Annotated in this window: 22 protein-coding genes; 5 read left to right on the forward strand and 17 right to left on the reverse strand. The window is 33.4% G+C overall.

What is annotated here, in order from left to right:
* Window positions 1-4: 4 nt before the first annotated feature.
* A complete protein-coding gene (locus M0D21_RS01455) occupies window positions 5-388 on the forward strand; it encodes a DUF779 domain-containing protein (protein ID WP_248325804.1) in 384 nt (127 codons plus the stop codon).
* Here M0D21_RS01455 and M0D21_RS01460 read toward each other — a convergent pair.
* Window positions 385-1350 carry a YceI family protein gene (locus M0D21_RS01460; RefSeq protein ID WP_248325806.1) on the reverse strand — a complete coding sequence of 322 codons (966 nt, stop codon included), beginning with the start codon at window positions 1348-1350 and terminating at the stop codon, window positions 385-387. The two genes, M0D21_RS01455 and M0D21_RS01460, sit on opposite strands and share 4 nt — an antisense overlap.
* Window positions 1351-1477: 127 nt before the next feature.
* Between M0D21_RS01460 and M0D21_RS01465 the strand changes: the two genes are divergently transcribed.
* On the forward strand, window positions 1478-2368 hold the full coding sequence (locus tag M0D21_RS01465; protein WP_248325808.1) for a winged helix-turn-helix domain-containing protein: 891 nt from the start codon (window positions 1478-1480) through the stop codon (window positions 2366-2368).
* Between the two features lie 14 nt (window positions 2369-2382).
* On the opposite strand, the gene M0D21_RS01470 is transcribed toward M0D21_RS01465, so the two are convergent.
* A complete protein-coding gene (locus M0D21_RS01470; protein ID WP_248325810.1) occupies window positions 2383-3045 on the reverse strand; it encodes a class I SAM-dependent methyltransferase in 663 nt (220 codons plus the stop codon).
* A gap of 699 nt (window positions 3046-3744) precedes the next feature.
* Here M0D21_RS01470 and M0D21_RS22975 point away from each other — a divergent pair.
* Window positions 3745-3876, forward strand: a complete 132-nt coding sequence (locus M0D21_RS22975; protein WP_262922045.1) for a hypothetical protein — start codon at window positions 3745-3747, stop codon at window positions 3874-3876.
* A gap of 77 nt (window positions 3877-3953) precedes the next feature.
* Here the strand turns inward: M0D21_RS22975 and M0D21_RS01475 are convergent, their stop codons facing one another.
* The gene (locus M0D21_RS01475; protein ID WP_248325812.1) at window positions 3954-4805 is read right to left on the reverse strand and encodes a sterol desaturase family protein; all 852 of its coding nucleotides are present in this window, start codon (window positions 4803-4805) and stop codon (window positions 3954-3956) included.
* Between the two features lie 154 nt (window positions 4806-4959).
* On the opposite strand from M0D21_RS01475, the gene M0D21_RS01480 reads away from it, so the two are divergent.
* Window positions 4960-5385 (forward strand): SRPBCC family protein, encoded by a 426-nt coding sequence (locus M0D21_RS01480; RefSeq protein ID WP_248325814.1) that lies wholly within the window; start codon window positions 4960-4962, stop codon window positions 5383-5385.
* Window positions 5375-5698: an ArsR/SmtB family transcription factor gene (locus tag M0D21_RS01485; protein WP_248325816.1), complete on the forward strand. Its 324-nt coding sequence runs from the start codon at window positions 5375-5377 to the stop codon at window positions 5696-5698. The genes M0D21_RS01480 and M0D21_RS01485 overlap by 11 nt, the downstream gene beginning before the upstream one ends.
* Here M0D21_RS01485 and M0D21_RS01490 read toward each other — a convergent pair.
* From M0D21_RS01490 to M0D21_RS01555, 14 genes are all read right to left on the reverse strand, one after another.
* The gene (locus M0D21_RS01490) at window positions 5695-6093 is read right to left on the reverse strand and encodes a hypothetical protein (RefSeq protein WP_248325818.1); all 399 of its coding nucleotides are present in this window, start codon (window positions 6091-6093) and stop codon (window positions 5695-5697) included. The two genes, M0D21_RS01485 and M0D21_RS01490, sit on opposite strands and share 4 nt — an antisense overlap.
* A gap of 164 nt (window positions 6094-6257) precedes the next feature.
* A complete protein-coding gene (locus tag M0D21_RS01495; RefSeq protein ID WP_248325820.1) occupies window positions 6258-8186 on the reverse strand; it encodes a leucine-rich repeat domain-containing protein in 1929 nt (642 codons plus the stop codon).
* A complete protein-coding gene (locus M0D21_RS01500; protein WP_248325822.1) occupies window positions 8183-8842 on the reverse strand; it encodes a phage upper tail fiber protein in 660 nt (219 codons plus the stop codon). The genes M0D21_RS01495 and M0D21_RS01500 overlap by 4 nt, the downstream gene beginning before the upstream one ends.
* Window positions 8843-8844: 2 nt before the next feature.
* Window positions 8845-9237: a hypothetical protein gene (locus tag M0D21_RS01505; protein ID WP_248325824.1), complete on the reverse strand. Its 393-nt coding sequence runs from the start codon at window positions 9235-9237 to the stop codon at window positions 8845-8847.
* Window positions 9238-9239: 2 nt separating this feature from the next.
* Entirely contained in the window at window positions 9240-10952 is a 1713-nt protein-coding gene (locus tag M0D21_RS01510) for a hypothetical protein (protein WP_248325826.1), read from the reverse strand.
* Entirely contained in the window at window positions 10949-11464 is a 516-nt protein-coding gene (locus M0D21_RS01515) for a hypothetical protein (RefSeq protein ID WP_248325835.1), read from the reverse strand. The genes M0D21_RS01510 and M0D21_RS01515 overlap by 4 nt, the downstream gene beginning before the upstream one ends.
* A gap of 55 nt (window positions 11465-11519) precedes the next feature.
* Window positions 11520-12206 (reverse strand): PKD domain-containing protein, encoded by a 687-nt coding sequence (locus tag M0D21_RS01520; protein WP_248325837.1) that lies wholly within the window; start codon window positions 12204-12206, stop codon window positions 11520-11522.
* Complete coding sequence (locus M0D21_RS01525) at window positions 12194-13684, reverse strand: hypothetical protein (protein WP_248325846.1); 1491 nt, start codon at window positions 13682-13684, stop codon at window positions 12194-12196. The genes M0D21_RS01520 and M0D21_RS01525 overlap by 13 nt, the downstream gene beginning before the upstream one ends.
* Window positions 13681-14430, reverse strand: coding sequence for a hypothetical protein (locus M0D21_RS01530; protein ID WP_248325848.1), 750 nt, complete (start codon window positions 14428-14430; stop codon window positions 13681-13683). Before M0D21_RS01530 ends, M0D21_RS01525 begins: the two co-directional genes overlap by 4 nt.
* A gap of 5 nt (window positions 14431-14435) precedes the next feature.
* On the reverse strand, window positions 14436-15413 hold the full coding sequence (locus M0D21_RS01535) for a hypothetical protein (RefSeq protein ID WP_248325850.1): 978 nt from the start codon (window positions 15411-15413) through the stop codon (window positions 14436-14438).
* A 25-nt stretch (window positions 15414-15438) separates the two neighbouring features.
* Window positions 15439-15774 (reverse strand): hypothetical protein, encoded by a 336-nt coding sequence (locus tag M0D21_RS01540; protein ID WP_248325852.1) that lies wholly within the window; start codon window positions 15772-15774, stop codon window positions 15439-15441.
* Window positions 15761-16048, reverse strand: coding sequence for a hypothetical protein (locus tag M0D21_RS01545; protein WP_248325854.1), 288 nt, complete (start codon window positions 16046-16048; stop codon window positions 15761-15763). Before M0D21_RS01545 ends, M0D21_RS01540 begins: the two co-directional genes overlap by 14 nt.
* 99 nt (window positions 16049-16147) lie before the next feature.
* Window positions 16148-16462 (reverse strand): DUF4280 domain-containing protein, encoded by a 315-nt coding sequence (locus tag M0D21_RS01550; protein ID WP_248325865.1) that lies wholly within the window; start codon window positions 16460-16462, stop codon window positions 16148-16150.
* Window positions 16463-16467: 5 nt separating this feature from the next.
* Window positions 16468-17397: a hypothetical protein gene (locus M0D21_RS01555; protein WP_248325866.1), complete on the reverse strand. Its 930-nt coding sequence runs from the start codon at window positions 17395-17397 to the stop codon at window positions 16468-16470.
* Window positions 17398-17536: the final 139 nt, after the last annotated feature.

A 17536-nucleotide genomic window follows, 5' to 3' on the forward strand; every position in this document is an offset into this window, starting at 1 on the left:
TATTATGATACCAAGGGTAATAATTACCGATGCGGCAAAGGCCGTTGTCGAAACCCTTAAAAAAGAACACGGGGAGTTGATGTTTCATCAAAGTGGAGGATGCTGTGATGGCTCCTCCCCGATGTGCTTTGAAAAGGGTGAGTTAATGATTAACGAAACCGATATTTGGCTAGGTACAATTCATGGATGTGATTTTTACATGTCTAACGACCAATTTGAGTACTGGAAACATACTCAGATTACCGTAGATGTCACACAGGGGCGTGGAGCTAGTTTTTCTCTTGAGATTCCCATGGGAGTACGATTTGTTATCAAATCCCGAATGTATACAGAAGATGAAGTCAATAATCTCTCGCCTATTCATAAAGGTGAAAGCTCTATAGCCTAATTCGATACCAAAGTGACTTCAAATTCAATATCATCAGACAGTGTATTTTCTCCAATGGTTCTTAGTATACTTTTTGATTCATAGGTTACTTCCCATCGTGTTCTATCTATCGCAAATTGTGATGTAAACACCGTACTTCCTTTCTCATTTTCAAATTCACCTTGAAAATGTATAGGTTTCCGTATTCCCTTAATGGTGAGCAAAGCTTCTATTGCTACTTTGGGGAACATGGTATTATCTATTTTGGTAATTTCAAGTGTTGAAACGGGGTATACATTGGTTTCAAAAAAGTCTTCATTCTTCAGATGATCTACCAGTATTTCATTATACTTTCCGTCAGTATTTCGAATAGAATTCATATCGATTTCAAATTTCCCTCCGTCTATGATTCCCGCATTTACAAACCATTCGCCTTTATTTAACTTAACTGTTCCATAATGTTTGTTGATTCCTATGAGATTGGACCCTGTCCAAATAATTTCACTTTTATCGATATTCACACTAATAGCCTCCTTTGGATTTTTCTTTATGATATTATCTTTTTGTAACACATCTAAAAGCTCTATCTCATAAACCAAAATGGAATCTGGATGAGGAAATGTAATATTGCCCGTTCTTTTACTTAATGCTGGCGGCACGATAAGCTTTCTCACTTCTCCTTTTTTCATACCTCGTAAACCTTCGTCTACACCGTTGATTACATGATTTCCTCCAATCAACACTTTTATTGGTTGATCTGATTTTCTTGAAGAATATACCTCTTCGTTATTTCTGTAGGTAGTGATTTCATGAATAAGAACCTCTTGTCCTTCTATAACCGGTTTTCCTTTTCCTTCTTTAAGTATGCTATATTGAAGACCCGAATCTGTTGTAATTAAAGAAGTACGTTTATCATTTGCGTATTGAGAACATGATGCTGTAATTATTAAAAGTAGTATTGAAAGTGATTTAAATTGATTCATTTTGGTTTTGTTTCTTTTTATATTATACTTGGTTTTAAATTCGAATACGCTAAATGTAGAAGCGAATACAACTAAACCGTTACTCTGAATTGTAAAAAAGTGTAACCAAACTGTAAAATTGTAATCTTTGAAACTTTACAAGACACATAGAATACTGAAAATAAAAGCTATAGCAAGCTTTCTTCTATATATGACCTTTTCACAAATCATATTTAGTCAAGACAATTTTCAGTATCAAGAAGAAAAAGTAAAAATAGCGTTGCGTGAAATTGGTAACACTCTACTCCTATCAAATCAAGATTCTATCACTCGAGTAATGCCAGTTCTAAGAATAAACTCAGACGAGTATTTATTAACCTTAGAATCAAACATATCTATAGACCCGGAAGTATTGGTTGATGCTACTCAAACGTCTTTCCGAAATAGTGAAATAGATAATGAATATATTGTTGAAGTACTTGATTGTAGTATTAAAGAAGTGGTATATAGTTATCAAATCAAAGGACATAGAGGGAAAGATATTGTTCCCTGTGCAGGGCGCCAAATTCCAAAAAATTGTTACGAAATAAGAGTAGTGTTTTTATCTGAAAAACCTAACACTGCCCAAACTATAATACCTGTTATATTAGGAGGCATGGGACTTCTTTTGCTTCTAACTATATTATTTTTTAAGTTCTCAAACCTTAAAATTGTAAAGAAAACAACACTTTCACAACCCGTAGAGAATGGTGTGAGACTCGGAAACTATGTATTCTATACAGATCAACAACTAGCAAAACAAGGAAAAGAGATTATTAAATTTACCACCAAAGAATCTGAAATCTTAAAACTATTAATTCAAAGTCCTAATCAAATTATCACTAGAGAAGAATTAATTAAAACCGTTTGGGAAGACAATGGCGTTTTTGTTGGGCGAAGTTTAGATATGTTTATCTCTAAACTTCGAAAAAAGATAGGTAACGATACCTCTTTGAAAATCATAAATATACATGGCGTAGGATATAAAATTGAAGTATAAATCAAATTCAAATATTACGATTTAGATCCTTTTACGCCTACCAAAACCCATATCTTTTTTGCAGATTCATTTTCCCAGTTCCCAAAATCTTTAATTTCATTAGTAATCAAAAAACCTGCATCCTTTAATTCTTTTCTTACATATTTTGATGATAATGTATGAGCATCTGTTTGTTCTTTACGAGATTTGTTACGCATATGATTTTTCAGTTTTTCAATTACTACTATACGCCCATTGGGCTTTAATGCTTTCATTACATGCTCCAGTATAACCATATAATCATCCATCTCATGATAGGTATCCATAATAACCACAACATCTAGTTGTTGAGTAGGTAACTTAGGGTTGTCATAATCTCCCAGTACGGTTTTTACATTATTTAGTTTTCTACTCTTTAGATGTTCGTCTAATTTTTCTAACCTGTCTTTTCTTACATCTACGGCATAAACTTTTCCCTTTACTCCAACCTTTCTAGACATATGTATAGTTAAATACCCTTCATGACAACCTATATCTGCAACTACACTCCCTTCGCCTATATCGGCCAGGTTAAAAATCTCAGGGACATCCATCCAACCATCTCTTTCTTCCCAATCGTATTCTTTATACTGAGCTTTTACACTTAAAACTACAAATAGAAGAAACAAAAAACATAACAGTTTGCGATTATGATTCATAACATTTCTCTTTAATTGATTGACTACACCTATGAAAATAATCGATAATTAATGGTTACATACACCTTTTATGAAAAATTTGTGTTCACAGTTGAGTTTATAGCTCTTTTTTATGATTTCCTTAGCAATAGCAAGTATTTTGAGGTTACCTCTCTCCTATTTTTAAGTTAGCAAAAACTCCTAAAAATGTTAATAATTGTTAAAATAGTACCTTTTTATACATAGTACTGTAACAAAATTAAAATATCGACGTCTAGTAAGTATAAATCAATCATAAAAAACAATAACATGAGAACTTTAGACAACAATCAAATCAGCAAGAAATTACCATCAACAAAAGGATATATCTGGAACTCGAAAAGAAGGTACAGATAATTCAATCAATTCATCAATCATCAATCATCAATCATCAATCATCAATCAAAAAACAAAATATCATGAGAACATTAAATAGCAATCAAGTAAGCGAAAAATTAGCAACAACAAAAGGATATATCTGGAACTCAAAAAGAAGATATAGATAATTCACAATTCATCAATCAATCATCAATCATTAATTCATCAATCAAAAAAATATCATGAGAACATTAAATAGTAATCAAATAAGTGAAAAATTAGCAACAACAAAAGGATATATCTGGAATTCAAAAAGAAGGTATAGGTAGTTCAGACTATTCATCAATCAAAAAAACGACAATCATGAAAACTTTAGGAAATATCAGAAAAAAAGTAAGTGCTGTAGTACAAAGACCAAATGCAGTATTAGATTACACGCTAAGCATTTACAATAATGAAATTCTACATAAACGTATTAAGTATTATGCTTATTAAGATAACCAATCGCAGTAGGAAAAGCCGAATAGCATATAGCACTATTCGGCTTTATTATATAACTAAGGTTACGGTTGTTATTTTTTAGACTCTTCTACTTTAAACTTTGCTCCTACCGGTGCGCGATACCCATCAAAAGGGAGCTTGAGTAGTTTTCCTATCTTAGCGTTTGAATCAACATCTGGATATGTATCTACTCCGTATACCAAATCTTCATTTCGTATTTTGGCAAACGTACCAAACAATCTATCCCAAATAGAAAATATATTACCATAATTTGTATCGGTATAGGGCAAAACATAATGATGATGCACTTTATGCATATCTGGTGACACAATTAACCAACTTATAATATAATCTACTTTTTTAGGTAATGAAATATTTGCGTGGTTAAATTGAGACAACACTACCGAAAGTGACTGGTATAGCATTATGATTCCTATTGGTGCTCCAACAATAAAAACTCCTATGGTAGTAAAAATAAAGCGAATTAAACTCTCTCCCGGGTGATGTCGATTTGCTGTGGTTGTATCGACATGATTATCTGTATGATGTATAAGATGAAACATCCATAAAGGTTTAATCATATGTTGTACATAATGCGCCAACCATGCCCCTATTAAGTCCAACAACGCTACGCCTAATAAAATAGTTGCCCAAAGGGGAAGCTCTAACCATTGTATAATTCCAAACTTATTTTCAACAGTCCAATCACTGGTCTTTAATAATATAAATGCTAGAAAAAAGTTAACTACTATAGTTGTAAGCGTAAAGAAAATATTGGGCCAGGCATGTTTAAATTTTCTATAGTTAAATTTAAAAAGTGGCGCTGCATATTCTATCAACCAAAAAAAAGTAATTCCGCCAACCAATATAAGGCTTCGATGCGACGAAGGTATCGTTTCAAAATAAGTAAGTATCTCTTCCATAGGTACAAAATATTCTATTTTTCATAATTAAACAACTGTTTTTTTGTGGATTCAAATTTTAAATCAAAAAAACGCAACCAAAAAGTTGCTAATTAAAAAAACATATTTATATTTGCAACCATAAAGTTGCATTTTAATTTAAAACCTTACCAATATGAAAGATCAAATTGTAAAAGAACATGTTTTTAACCATTCTATAGACAAAGTATGGAATGCTATTACTAAGGAAAAAGAAATCTCTACATGGTTTATTAAGGCAGATTTTAAGGCTGAAGAAGGTTACGAATATACCTTTACTTCTAGTGAAGAAGATTGTGTTCCTATCACCGGTACTGTAAAGAAAGCTCATCCATATACTTTGGTATACACCTGGGTTGTTCAAGATACCAATGTAGAAACTTTGGTGACCTGGAAACTAGAAACTATAGAAAATGGTACAAAACTATATTTAGAACACTCTGGCATTGCAAAATACCCCGGTGATACTGCTGTAACAATGTTTAACAGCTTTAATGGTGGATGGAACAATTGTGTAAGCAAACTTGGTGAATACTTAATACAAGAGGTACATGCAGGATAAGATAACCAAAATATTTAAAGCAGTATCGGACCCAACAAGGCGTGAAATTTTTCACGCTTTGGTGGTAGCTGCCACAGCACTACCCATTACACAAATTTCAAATCAATTCGAGATTAGTCGACAGGGCGTTACTAAACATATAAAAGCTCTTGAGCATGCTGGACTAATACAAATACAGACCAAAGGTCGAGAACGTTTTTGCTATGCAGATGTTACACCGCTAAAAGAAATAAATAAATGGCTAGGTTTTTATGAGAAGTTCTGGGATGACTCTATTAATCGTTTAGACGATTACTTAGACCAAAGCAACTAAGAACAGTCTAAACTACTTAAATATTCTTTCATCCAGGATTTTGCATTTTCTAACTTAGAAAACGTAATTATTTCCTGGTGAAAGAACATATTTTCTATCGTTACGCATTCTTCCTGTAGTTTATTGTGAACCACTACCGCAAATGCTTTCAGATTAGGAAATACTTCTTTTATTCTAATATAATCTGCTGGCTCTAAAGAATAAGAATTTACCCGATTAGAAATATATCCAAACGGCCGATTTCCAAAGTGACGATTGGTTAAAACCGATAATTCTTTGCCTTTCTCATGATTAAATGAAGCTCCTTCTGCTACCTCGATTATCAGATAATTTTTATAAAAAACCACCTTACCAAAACCAAGAATATACTCCTTGATTACCTCTTCTTTACTCATACTCCGGTTTCTTATGTTTAACGTTGTCAAAAAAAGAAGTCGCGAATGTACTTTAAATAGCAATGCAATGCATTTTTTTATAATATAAATAACATTTATTTAGCAAATTCTGTAAATTCCTATACGCCTATGTTAAAAACCTTATTTTATAAATAGTTTTGTATTTACAATACCGAAGTTGAAGTATTGGTTGGTGGATTACCTGTTAGCACCCAGCCTTTATTTTTCAAATTGTTGTATGCCTCAAAACTTACTGAAGTAGGATCGGCATTGCGAGAGTAATTCAAGTTTCCATTTGATCTTCCGTGAGCATCTAAATCAATCAGAATTTTATCAATAGCCTCCGAACTGATATTATTACTGAAAACATTGAGGGTTAGCAATTGTTTATTTTTGGAAATATCTAACGTCTCCAATTGATTTACAGAACAAGTAAAATAAATAAGTTTTTCATTACCAGAAATATCTAACACCGTAAATAGATTATTGTCACAGTACAATCTATCTAAATCCTTCATTGCATTTAAATTAAGTGTTTTAACTCTGTTTGAGCTACAATAAAAGTGGCGCAGCTTTGTATTGTTACTTACATCAAGTTCTGCTATTTCATTCGCATGACAATAGAAATATAATAGCTTTTCGCAATTTGTAACATCTAATTGTGTTAATTGATTAGCAGCACAATTAAAAGTAACCAATTCTGTATTATTGGTAACATCTATGGCTCCTAGAGGATTACCATTGCTGTATAATGTTCTTAATTTAATATGTTTAGTTACATCTATATTAGAAATTTGATTCGAACTAAAAGTCAAACCTGCCAATTCTAAATTATTACTTATGTCAAGTTCGGTAAGTTGGGTACTGTTACAATATAAATACCTTAGTTTTTCATTTTTAGAAATATCTAGCACTTTAAGGTCATTGACCCCACAATGAAAATTATCTAAATCTAAATGTTTAGAAACATCTAGTTCTGTTCTATTATTGTTGGCACAATACCAGGTTCTAAGTTTTAAATTAGTACTAATATCATAATTACCAGCTGGGTTATTACTAGTATGCAGAGTAATCAACTCAGTATTCACAGCGATATCCAATGATTTGAGTTTATTATCATAAATATATAAACTCTGTAACTTAGTGTTCATGGTAAGATCTATTTCTTCAAATAGATTTCTATAACAATTTAAATGAGTTAGTTCAACATTTCTCGAAAGGTCAATTGTAGATACCTGATTTTGGTAAAAATTAAGCGATCTTAAATTGACGTTTTTGGTAACATCTATTTCTGTGAATTGATTTTGACCACAACTAAATGTCTGTAATTCTAGGTTACTTGATACATCGACCGTGTTGATTCGATTGTTACTAATATTTAAATTTCTTAAAGCTTTATTTTTAGAAATGGCGATTCCTTCTAATCTGTTAGACGATAAATACAAATTTTGTAAAAGAAGGTTTATATCTATATTGATAGCCGTAATTTGGTTAGAGTCTGCGTATAAACTAACTAATTGCAAATTTTTTGTTAGATCAAGAGTTTCAATTCTATTACGCTGAATATTCAAATGCGCAAGAACGGAATTCGACGAGGTGGAAAGGCTGGTTAAATTGTTATTATAACAAGTAACATGAATAAGTTTTAAGTTATTTTCTATATCTAAACTTGCCAAAACATTGCTATACAACTGAAGTTGAGAGATATTCCAAAAATCGTTCAGATTAAGATCTTTCAATTGATGATTACGGATCGAAAAAAAAGAAATTCTTCTACAGTTTTTCTCATCCTTTATTAACGCTACAGCTTCTCCCTTATTTTCAGTTAGATCAAATGTAATAAACGGGGTTCCAATATTTGGAGAAATGTGTTGGTTAGCAACAGTATTTCCTTCATTAACTAAAGAAATATTGGTTTCAATACTCGAATTACTATATCGTATCTGGAAATTTGATGATGTACTAGACGTTTTTAAAAGTTCAATAACACGAACTCGATCATAAACCAGGTGCTCTCCTAAATATACTCTATTTACTGGAGTATTTCCCAATCTAGGATCTTGTATAGATATGGCTCCAATTTCTATACTCATCGTCCCGCAGCTGCTTGTTCTTCAACAATAAAATACAACACGTCTTCTTTTTTAGTAGCAATAGCGTTATATTGCGATTGTGTTCCACTCCAAACCTTTGCAATTGGATTTGGGCTTCCCTCTTCTAAAGTTATAGGATTTACAATATCTCCAGAACTCACTTCATCTAAATCACCAGTTAAATACACTAGGTTTTGAGATTGAGCTGTACGTAAGGTTTGAGCATGCACGGTTTTACCTTTTCCTGTTACAGAGGGCAATTTTCCTTGAGGGACAATAATTTGTATAGCAGGTTGACCCGCAGTAAAGTTTATAGTATTGTTGGTATCTGAGTTTATGAATAAATGCTTAACCGTATTAAGTACTCCTTGCACAGAATTAAATCTAAACTCAGCATTTTGATCATTGGCACCATATCCCAATTTATAACTAACTACATTATTGGTTGTAGTTTGGTTAAAAACGGTTAATAATGAGTCTGAATTTATTAGAACATTCCTATTTAATCTATTTTGAACATTTTCATTTACATTCTGTATACGATTGCGTAGATCAAAATAATCTTCAGAAGTATCTTGATGAATAAGTTCTAAATCAGAAGCAGAAATGGTTCTGATTCCTTTTCCTGGTTTTAATATGAATTTATGTATCGCCATGCTTAGGATTCTACTACTAGTTGTATATCTGCCTTAATAATAATATTTTCTGTTTCAGAAACCGTTCTTATATTTTCATCGAGTCCATTAAATCTTTGTGCTACTGCCTGCTGTATAGCAATTTCAGAATCTCCCCCGAAAACCCTTACATTACCTAAGTCAATAACTCTAATGGTATTGTTTTGATCGACATAATTTTCAGGATTCTGAATGTTAAATGAAGTGCTATCAGACAATGATACTGTTTGGTTTCCATCTTCATCCTGCAAAACTTCAGTGATAATTGTTCCGCTATCCAAATGATGATAGCTATCTATAAAGTCGCAAAACTCTTGTTCAGTAGGTTTATCACCTGTCTCGAAATAAGATTTTAATGTTTCTTTTGGCTGCTTCATACTTATCTAATTCGTTCTATGTAGGTGGCAAAGTTGTTTCTTCTGAAAAGTAAACTTTGATTCTCTCCATTAGCGTTTGTTGCATCTTCGTAACTCAAGGTTAACTTTATTCGTGGTGTTAGAACTGCTTCTGCTGGAATAAGGGTCCCTGTATTGTCTGCATTCCGAAGTACCCCTCCTCCTTTTGAAGTTTCAACAATTCCGTTTTTTGTTACTTTCTGTTCAAAGGTGAGCGTGTTCCAACCGTTTTGGGGCTCTGTAGTTAATTGACTTAAGGTTTCAATTACCGTGGTAAAATCTTTTATACCAGTTAAGGAGGTATCTTCTATAGCTCCTAACAACGATGTTTTGGTTGGATTTCCTCCAGCGGTATCAGATGTAAAAAAACCGTTTTGAATATCCAAGAAGTATTCAGTTTTATATGAAGACGGTGCTACACTTCCAGTATTTCCTGATGCTACAAAATTGATATAGTCTCCTATAATTGTAATTCGCGACAACCCTCTATTATTAAAAGCTCCGGCTACCGTATTTCTAAAACTCACCTCATTCGTGTCATTTGTATCTGAAGTTATATTTATCTGAGAAATCCCTCCAAAGTTATATACTTTGATATTAACCAACTCCTGTAAAGAAAGCTGTTGTATTTCATTATTAGGGCTTATCATTAATACTTGATCATTAAAACTTCCACCATTTAATGCGGTTAGTTTTAATTTCTCTATTTCGATTTCTTTGGAAGATAAATTTCCTTTTATGGCATTACCAATATTAAGCGTATTATTAATATTGTAACCGCCAATATCCACATTTGCCCCTAGAACAATATTATTGCTACCACTACCATCTCCTTGCACGGCATTACCTCCTACGATCACATTGTTCATTCCCTGAACTCTGTCTGTAGCAGCTTTTGAGCCAATAATTACGTTATTGGTTGAATTGTTATTACCATTATTGCCTAATCCGCCAAAAGCCTGGTTTCCTAATACAACATTATCATTCCCGATACCATCTACAATAGCATCTTTTCCTATAACCACATTTCTATTTCCACGTGTTTCTCCCGTAGAATCTGGGGTTTCACGAGTACCAATAAAAACATTTTGATCAGGAGCCTGGGCATCGCTCAAATCATCTAATCCTACTACTTGATTTGCATTATTTTCAGTGCTTACTTCCTTTTGATATGCCAAAAACCAAACTGCATTGTTTGGCATAAAGCTATTTAGGTTATCGTAAGCATAAGGCACAACTGGTGTATACTCACAATTATACCATACATAATTACCATATGCCGGTTGTGGGTCCCCTAGAACTATAAATCTTCGATTACCAGACCTTAAAGAATCTCCTTCTGATGAATCTTTTATAAAAATAGTCGTGTTTCTAAAATCAATTTTTATCTTGGTTTCGTCTACAAGTAAACGACCTACACCATTTATCTGATTGTAATATATGGGAAACGTATTGTAGGAAGCGCTGTTTGAAAAATCTTCTAATAAATTATACGTAATAAAAACCCGGTTATAGAAAACTGTTTGTTGCAAGTTTTCTATTTTTCTTCTTAAAATATTATTTTCTCGTATTAGTACTTGAAAAGGGTCAAAATTGGGTGTTTGATGATTTATGTACAAATCATCTATAGTAACTTGAGTATGTCCCGAACCATAAGTTCCTTTTCCTCCTTTAAAAAAATAACTATTTGATCTCATGCTTGTGCGCTTTGTGAAACATCACCTAAAATTGGTCCTGGAAAAACTATATCTGACTCGATATCAAATTCGAAAATAACATTCTCATCTTCCTTGATGATCAGCGGTGGATTTAAATTATTTATGGCAGTCACTAACAATGTTTCTACAAAACTTATCCTTTGCAAGTTTCCCCGAACAGGTAATGCTATATCTTTCTCAATGTTTATTGCATCTGCTCTTTCAAGCCTGCTTATTGCTTCAACTCCAACACCTCCACCAAACCTTAAAACCCCAAGATCGACAACTTTAATCTTATTATTTTGATTTATGACACTTGGACTATCTATACTTACCGTAGTACCATCTGAAAACGTTATTTGCTGATCTCCATTATCATTGACACTAACATTGGTGACCACTGCCCCACTATCTTGATGATGATAACTATCTATCAAGTCACAAAATTCTTGCTCTGTAGGCTTGTCACCAGTTTCAAAATAAGATTTAAGCGTTTCTTTAGGCTGTTTCATAGATTTATAAAATTTAAAAAGAAGTTGACATTTTAAATGCTGTTATCTTTTAGTTCTAATCCTCATCTTCGTCTTTTCTTTTTTCTTTTCCTAGTACAGTTACTTTTACAATGTCTGAAATAACTTTTCCTTGATCATTAGTGACAGATAACTTGAACTCGTAATACCCTTTCTTTAAACCAGTAGCAGTTGTGGTTAAGCTATTAGGATTTGTAATTCTCCCTCCGCTACCTTTAACTTTGGACCAGCTAACTGATTTTATCTCTCCTTTTGTTGGGTAAACATCTCCATTTAGATTCGTTTTATTACTAGGTAGTGTAATTGTTCTAGCTCTACCTGCATCTACCTTGGTAATCGAATCTTTTTTGAGAGCTTTATAGGCTTTTTTTAATTTTTCAAATTCTCTTTTAAGATCAGATACATCTTCATCTAATTCATCGGCAAGTTGTATATCGATTAGTAGAGATTTCAATTTTGACTTCAATTGAAAATCATTCAAAGGTTCATCAGCCTTCTTCGATTGTAGGGTTAGATTTTGTATCTTTTGTGTTAGCAATTTCTCTACTGTAGAAGGTTTTGAAGAAATGTACTTTTCTTCAAGTCCCAAAAGTAAGTCGGGCTGTTCCACTTTTGCTTTAACAATTTTAGTCCCCTTAGGTAATGTTGAAGTATCGATTTCATAATCTTGGAAACCTATTATTATACCATTTTCGACCTCAAGAAAAACTTCTACTTTTTCCATATCCCTAAATAATTTATTCTAGCCGGAGCTCTATTTTCTGTATTATTACATATAACTTCCACTAATCCTTTAGTATAATTTCTTCTCCATCTACAAAAGAAACTATCATTTCCATCAACATCTCCAGCAAAATCAATAGTTTGTATAGATGGTAAGAATGCCACTAAATTAAAAATTGTATAACCTGTAGGAGGTCTTACTTCAACCAAATTTTTAGTATAATCTATAGCTATTGTATTTGCAGGACCACCACTTGAAAATCTAACTGTAGCACTGCCAGATGCAAATCGATAATTACTATTCATAAAATCCCGCACCCTACGTGCTGTCATAATCTTGGTATTATCAGTACCCGCTATGGCCTCATTAAAGTCTGCCAATTCTGCGATACCTCTTCTCGCGGTAGTAGCGGTTCTATTATGTAGCTTTCTGGGAGTGATAAAACGTGTATTATCTGTAGAGCCGTTGGTCTCAGTCTGTGTAGCAATTTCTGCCTTTCCTCGTACCGTCTCTGTGGCATTTGGGGTCAAAATACTATCTCTAGACATACCTACATCGCCAGAAGTATTAATAACTAGTGCCCTTTCCTGATTAACTGTAACCTGAGGTAAATTTCTAAAACGTAAAAAACTGTTCGCCGCGTCTACATCTAGATTTCTTGCTGGTGATGTTACTCCAATTCCAACACGACCATCGGTCTGCACTCTAAACCTTTCTAGCCATGAAGCACCTCCTGATACCGAACCTCCAATAGTAAACGCATCTCTGGAACTAAACTGGGCATTATCACCAACTTTTAATCTAAGCTCTGTTACATCTGATGCAGGCGTAAATTTACTCATGTAGACTTCATCAGTATTCGAAAATGTTCCTCTGAAATATAACCTGTTCCCTTCCTGCCCGGGAACCAAAGTTGGTTGATTTTCTCCTAAAACTAAATTACCGGTCATGGGTCTTGACCCGTTTCTTGGAAGATAATCTTGCTTTACATCATTAATCTCAGCATTTATATTTGCTATATCTGTAGATAGTGCAATAATCGTTTTAAGAGTAACCAATCCCGTAATAACAGTATTAGTTGGATCTGAAGGAGTAGTAACATATTGACCAACCCACTCTTCGTATACTCTTTTGGGTTGACCATCTGCATACTCTAAGCTACCAGTATTCTTTCGTAAATCCAAGATTTCTACATTGGGTCTCTTGGCTCCATTAAATTTTAACCGAAGTAGTTCTGGTTTAGTAACGGTAAATGCATTACCTGTTTGTGCATTTATTTCTTCTCTTGGAATTGTTGTAACTATCCAACCATCTTCGCTATTACTAGCCTCTTTAACCAAATAGTTTTGGTTTGGATCGATACCCCACTGACCTAATAAAGCTTCCAGCATATCATCAGCATATGCTCTTTGCAAGTGAATCAAGGTTTCCTGTTCAAGAGGAAATCCTCCTTTATGTCCAAAATTGACTCTTTTCATTCTTCTTCGGTTTTAACTAAGGGTGCTTCTGTATTTGTGTACATATATCTTCTTGTTTCATAACTTTTGGCAACTAATTTGTAAAAATTAACCACCTTGTGAAATCTTGGAGTAAGTATTTTAACAGCATCTGGATGAGTGGTATACGGATGTCCCAATTCAAAACTTAATTTGTTATCTATATTCTGCAACATCAAGTTTTTCTTACTAGGTTGTACCACAGCATCACTTAATGATTTTATCTCATTTAAAATGGAATCTTTTGATTCTAAGATGTCTGAAGGAATATTAATTCTAAAATTGAAATACTCTGTACTGCTTAAATCTAAATCGCTGGATAAATAAAGGAAGTAGTTAAATTCTCTCTGATTATCATCTGGATTATTGGTGTAAATTAAAATAGGATCATATCCTGCTTCTATTTCGCTATTGGTATACAAATACTGTACTGTAGGGCGATCTGCATCATCTATAAAAATGAGTCCGTTTTGAGCTTTTTGACTCGTAAAAGGATATCTCTTATATTCTCTACCTTTATTAAAAAGTTCGTTTAAGACCTTTTCCATATAAATAACCTGCCCATTGTGCTGCATCTTATACAAAGTATCGTCATAAGAATCGCTTAAGGGTTTAAGAAGCACTTGCAACCACAATGCATGTTTCCTCCTTTTTAATATTGGAGGAAGTAACATGAGTAAGGTACGCTTCCAATCAATGGTTGTATATTTTGGATATGGATTTTCCATAAAGATTACAGATTAAAGCTTGGATCAGTTTGTAAATTGTAGGGATAATAAGTTACATAAATCCCTTCATCATTACTGGTATCAAAATTTGTATTGAAATATCCAGAAGTTGGCACAAAAAAAGAGGTCTCCTTTCTCATATCAGTATCATCATAAACTGTATTACCGGTCGAAAAGTCTTGATTAAACGCAGCTATTTTAACCTGTCTTAAAATAGGTAATTGAACACCCTCTACGTTTTGAACTCTGTCTATCAAAAAAGTGGGTACAAATGCACCATTGAACTCAAGATTCCTTAAGTAATCTCTAATAATATCTTCTACTGGTTTAATCGAAGAATTACTTATTAATGCGCCAGCATTCACACCTTCGGTATAGATCACCAAGGGATCTACGTATACCTCCATTACAATACGTATTTTATCTCCTGCTGTAGATATGATACGGAGTTGGGTCCCTGCATCTTTTATTTCATTCATAAAGGCAATAAATGGTAGTTTCTCACCTGTGGTCAATTGCGAAGGAACTCCGCCTACTTCTTTGGCAACCTTTATAGTTACAATTCCTACTTGATTGTAATAATATTCTTTAATTAATTCTTCGGTATTTTGAGTTACATCATCATCTCCAGAAAACACATCACTAAACAATCGTTCTGATATAGCGCAATATTTAATCAGTTTTGCCGCTTCTACATCTGCTATGCCGTCTGTATTGAAACGAAAATAACCATCTTCCCAGATCAAATCTGCACCAGGAATATAGCTAAAGGCTTGCTCGCGATACCAGTTTAAGGTGTGAGGTCTAGACAATAAAGCATTGCGTTCTACAATATTTTCGTGTAACCAAATTGCTGTAGAAACAACAAATACCCATAACCTCCATATGGCTGATTTGGACGTGCTATTTAGAGCGTCAAGCTCAAAATATTTTTCCTTTTCTGTAAAAATGACCTGTTGTATTTCTGCTATTGTACGAGCCATACTATAATTTTATACTTTAGAATTACTACTCTTCTTCTTGATTAGATTCTGGACATACAATGAAGTCATCATCAATGACCATATACCCGATACCATCAGGTTGATCCTCAACTTCAAGTAATTTTAGATCTTCTCTAGAAATACCATTTGCCGGACGTATATTTCGCGACAAATAAAAAGCCTTAATATCTCTTCTAACCGGAGCACTGTTAATTTCTAAATCTTCATAAACAGATATATCTCTATCTACTCGGTGAAAGTCATTATCGGCTAATAGGCTAAATATACCTTCTATACCTCCGTACTCCTGTAAGGACATATCAAAAATGGTCTGATTTTCTTGTGGTTTAATAGTTGCCATCGATAACAATATTCTCTATATTGGATACATCAATGATCTTCACATTGAAGTTATCATGAATAAGTTGTTTTTCTATTTCAGATTCAAGCCTTAATCTATTCACTGTGGTATTACCTTTAAGGTAATCTGCAATACCCACTCCCAAAAGAGGAAATTCTTTATAGGCTCCTTTATGAGACAGTAATATATGTTCAACACTTTGTTGACTCGACTCTCCAATTTTAAAGTCCCCGTCCTCTATCTCTATATCATTATTTATGATAAAATCATCCATTGCTAAACATTTAAATTCTTTATAAAAATATTTGAAAGTGCAAGAGATATCAAGATTTTTACCAAGGCCTTCCTGTGTTTGCAGTAGATTTACAAAAGGTTACTTTGGTTTTACAATGCCTCCAACAGTGCAAGGAATAGTTGATGACTTCAAAAGAGCCTTCGATCCTCCTATATTAACATCAGGTTTAGTGGCTAGCCAATTTGTTACCACCGGAGCACACGGACCGCTAAGAACATTACATGTTCCAAAAGTTGGGATATTAGCACCTACATTCTTATCGGTTTCGTTGGCACAAGATTGACTTTCTATATTAACTTGTTTTCCATTCGTAGTGGTTAAATTTGCCGGTGCACTTCCTTGATTGCATTCAAGTTGATCTCCACCTCTCAAATATTCTGTTGATGCTGTCATAGTTTTTAATTTATATTTACACTACTACCAGAAATATTAACTGATCCTGTTGCGTCTATATTGATATTAGACCCACTTTTTAAAGTTACTCCTGCATTTTTATCAATACTTATTTCATCTGCACTACCATCGGTACTGATAGAGGCTTTATCTTTTTCAATTACTGCTGTACAACCATCAGTAACTTCGATGGTGACTTTGTCTTTATTAAGTTTCGTAGACAGAGTTTCTTCTTCGTTCTCTAGAAAACTTACATTTAGATTTTCATGATCTGCGTGTACCGTAGCTCTTGGTTTTTCATCATCATCCAAAAAAGTAATATCAAGATTATCTTTCACGTAATTCACTTCCGAAAGTATCTTTTGAGGTGAACTCTCATCATTCTCTTTTGGTTGCAAGAATTTAATATTGAGTTGCTCTTTATTGATATGAGTTTCAAAAAGATCACCAAATTTCATATCAAAAGTATTGGCATTAAAGTCTACTTCGAAATATTCTGGTTCCTGGTTTCCACTCTGCCCATTGTTATCTTGAGGTTTCCTAATTCTCAAAATTACTCGGTCTATTTCTGAAAATTTAGACACATAGGTCTTTGCGTCGTTATTATCTATGATAGACACCAAAACCCAACTCCCTACTCTAGGGATAACAATAACACCTTCCTCTGCCCCATTAACATTGGCTCGTAAACGCACATTATGCAATTCGACTTTTGCTCCGTTAGCACCTAAGTTATTTTTATTCGTTGTTTTACCCGAAATTTCATTAATTACGTCATCATATAAATTTGAGGAAAGTAAAACCCTTACAGAAATAACATATTCTTTTTTACCATCTGCTTCTACCGGAGTATTTTGGGAAACGATAGCCGGGAAAGTAGACGTTTTATCACCTTGTATTGCTATTTCCTTTATGATTTCGCCAATTTCACTCATATACCGTTTTTTGCAATATTTAAACTAATAGTTACTAAATAACGATAATTGAAATAGGAATCAAAGCATCTCATATAGCTAATGCAATAGCTTCAATACTTTTAAAGTGATTCATTTTTCCTAAATGTTTTTTTAGTTC

Origin of the sequence: Aquimarina acroporae (genome assembly GCF_023195925.1) — a bacterium.
Lineage (GTDB): Bacteria > Bacteroidota > Bacteroidia > Flavobacteriales > Flavobacteriaceae > Aquimarina > Aquimarina acroporae.